Below are 3,586 nucleotides of genomic sequence, written 5' to 3' on the forward strand. Positions count from 1 at the left end.
ATTTTTGAATTTAGATTAATGCATAAATATTTATGTGTTGTATACCCGACCTTGTTCTTACATTGGCATATAAAAGAAAAATTTAAGGAATATATGAAAATATTAAAATTAGACGATTATAATAATATATTTGTTGTTGAAAAATATTTTTGGGATAAATATAAAAACAATATAGAGAATTTAAATATGAAAGAGGAAACAAAAAAATTAGAACAGCAACTTATAGAAAAATATCAAGGAGATAATATAGAAAAGATAAGTTATCTTGATAGCATAATAAAAGCAATAAAACAATTAGGAGGGCAAGCTCCATTATTGAAGATTTATAATGAAGTTCGTTACATAAGATCAGAAGCAAATCAAAAAATAAATGATTCTCATGAAGCAACTATTAGAGGAGTAATAGAAACTCATTCTAGTGATTCTAAAAAATGGACAAAAAAGGAAAAAGATAATATTTTTAAGAAAGTTGAAGAAGGGATATGGGCATTAAGAGAAGGAATATTTAAAGATGAAGATATCATAAATGATAATGTTAATGAAAATATCAATGTTAGTGAAAGTAATATTGATGATAAAATAATTAACCAACCACTCAATCAAATATTATATGGACCACCAGGAACAGGTAAGACATATTCAACAAAAAATTTAGTAAATAATATTATTGAAAATCAAACTATTTCAAAAGATAAAAGTTGTAAATTTATTACTTTTCATCAGTCATATTCCTATGAAGAATTTATTGAAGGAATAAAACCTATCGTTGATGGAAGCAACAAAGATTTAAAGTATGAGATAGCAAATGGAATATTTAAAGAATTATGTCTAGAAGCAAACAAAGATAAAGAAAATAAATATGTTTTAGTTATTGATGAGATTAATAGAGGAAATATATCAAAAATATTTGGAGAGTTGATTACTTTGATAGAAGATGATAAGAGAGTTGAACCGAACGGAGAAGATGATTTTGAAAATACACAAGTAAAAGATAATGAATTGTTGGTGACTTTACCATACTCAAAACAAAAATTCGGAGTTCCTAAAAACCTTTATATCATCGGAACAATGAATACTTCTGATAGATCTATTGCAAGTGTTGATATTGCATTAAGAAGAAGATTTAAATTTATAGAAATGATGCCAAAGGGTGAATTGGTTACTAATATTTCCATAGGAAATACGACTTTCCAAGAGATATTTGAAGCATTAAACGAAAAAATAACAATATTGTTAGATAGAGATCATCAAATAGGGCATAGTTATTTTATTAAAGATAAATTTAAACCAAGTAATGGTGAAGAATTAAATAATGAAAGTAAAATAGAAGTATTGAAAAACATTTGGTTTGATGAAATATTACCTTTATTAAATGAATATTTTTATAACGATTGGTATAAACTACAAGCATTGTTAGGTGAAGCTGAACTTAAAAAGGACAACAATGAAAAAAATTCAAGTTTTATAGTTAAAAGTGATTTATCAAAATATAAAATGAAAGATATAGATAAAGAAGATAAATTTATTTTTAATTTTGTAGATAGAGATAAAGTTGATTTTCAACAAGCATTACTAAAATCAATTGAACTCGTTAAGAACAATGCAGAAAACAAAGAAGTAAATAGTAACGAACAAGAAAATAACTAATGAAATACATACCCCTTATTGAATATCAAGAAGAACACATAAATGATTCTTTAAAGAAATCTTTACAAGGATATCTTGAAAATAGTAAAGATGAATTTTTGCAAAATATTTTTACATTTACAAGTAAAGGTATTAAGGCAAGAAATTATGTTGGTGTGTTTAGATATAAAAATTATCAATTTGAAATACTTCCAAAATTATTGAATAAAGAAGAAATTGAAAAAGAAGATGATAAAGATAAAGAAATAATCTTAAAAAATCTTTTATATATGTTATCTTTAACAAAAAAACTTGATATAAAAGAAAGTGAAATAGCAAAAATATCTAAAAGTAAAAATCCATTTCTTGAAATATTAATAAAAATTTATGCTAACTCTTTATTTGAATGTTTAAAAAGATTTGTTCCTAAAAACTATGTTACCGAAGAAGATAATTTGAACTTTTTAAAAGGTAAATTGTTGTTTTCTAAACATATAATTAAAAATTCGGTTAATCAAGCAAAATTTTATTGTCAATACGATGAATTTTCCGAAAATAATTTATTGAATCAATTATTTTATTATGTGTCCCGGTTATTATATTTTGTATCAAATGATAACGAAAATAAAAGAATATTAAAATTTATTACAGATTTTTTTTGTGATATAGATTTTAAGAAAATAAATATTTATAAAATAAAAAATTTAAAACTTACAAGAAACCAAACTGCATTTAAAAAGCCGTTTGATTTAGCAAAAATGTTTTTAGAAAATTCTTCCGTTGATATGAATCAACATAAAATAAAAACAATATCTTTATTGTGGGATATGAACATATTATTTGAAGAGTTTATTTTTGAATTTATCAAAAGAAATAAAGAAAAAATATATAAAGAGATTAATGAAATAAACTATCAGAAAGGTAAACGATTGTTATATTGTGATGAAACCAAACAATATTATGGTAATACTTTTGTTGATATATTTTTAAAATTAAATAATGAAAAAATTATTGTAGATACTAAATATAAAATTAATGATGGGAAAATAGGTGAATTTTCTAATTCAGATATATTCCAAATGATAACTTATGAAACTATACATAATTCACAAAATGCAATATTGATATATCCTACAGTAAACAAAGAGACAGAGATAATTCACAAATATATTCTTTGTAAAGACAATTACGAAGATAATAACAAAGACAATAAACATCATATATCAACAGCAACAATATATCTTGGTTATAATTTACAAGAAAATAAGGAAACTTTGATTAGCAGATTGTCGGATATACTAAAATCAATTAAAAATTAAAATAATAAGTTTTTTGTGCATTTTCCGTATTTAATTATACATTGTCGTTTCGCGACACCCTGTTGTCTGCATAATTTTGTAAAATATTTCTATAATTAAATTTAACTAATAAGGAGAGATTTTATGCAAGATAATAAAATTAAATGCCCAAAATGCGGAGAAGTTTTTACCGTAGATGAAGCCGGTTATGCAGCAATAGTAAATCAAATAAAAAATAAAGAATTTGCAAGAGAACTTAAAGAAAGAACCGAACTGATGGAAGAAAAATTCAAATCCGAACAAGATAAAGCAGAATTAGAATATAAACATAAAATTGAAGATTTAGAAAAACAAATAGAAACCAATAAAACAATCTATAATGCAGAAAAGGCAAAAGAAATCGAAAAAATAAAGCAAGAAAATATTAAATTGCAATCACAAATAGATTCAAACGAAAAAGATAAAACAATAGCAATTAATTCTGCACTTGAAAAAGTAAAAGAAGATTTGAATAAAAAAGAGCAAGAAATAATAACACTCAAAGGAAATATTGAAGTTGTAAAAAAAGACGAAGAAGCATTAAAAGAAAAACATAAAAACGATTTAAAAGCAAAGGATGAAGTAATAGCTTCTTATAAAGATTTTAAGGTAAAGTTATCTAC

Annotated in this window: 2 protein-coding genes and 1 pseudogene; all 3 read left to right on the plus strand. The window is 23.4% G+C overall.

Features of this window, described 5'->3' with window-relative positions; all coding sequences use genetic code 11:
• Positions 1–1,647: McrB family protein (locus ACMUOV_RS03100; protein ID WP_413853594.1), on the plus strand; the 1,647-nt coding region annotated here is incomplete at its 5' end.
• Positions 1,647–2,945 carry an McrC family protein gene (locus tag ACMUOV_RS03105; RefSeq protein WP_413853595.1) on the plus strand — a complete coding sequence of 433 codons (1,299 nt, stop codon included), beginning with the start codon at positions 1,647–1,649 and terminating at the stop codon, positions 2,943–2,945. The genes ACMUOV_RS03100 and ACMUOV_RS03105, both read left to right, overlap by 1 nt.
• A 123-nt stretch (positions 2,946–3,068) precedes the next feature.
• A pseudogene (locus ACMUOV_RS03110) lies at positions 3,069–3,586 on the plus strand (hypothetical protein); the annotation flags it as partial.

Source organism: Candidatus Ruminimicrobium bovinum, assembly GCF_902760015.1.
Classification (GTDB): Bacteria; Elusimicrobiota; Endomicrobiia; order Endomicrobiales; family Endomicrobiaceae; genus Ruminimicrobium; species Ruminimicrobium bovinum.

Bases quoted from the DNA above. Each gene is read 5' to 3' on its own strand.
- ACMUOV_RS03105 (WP_413853595.1), top strand. From the start codon at position 1,647: ATGAAATACATACCCCTTATTGAATATCAAGAAGAACACATAAATGAT.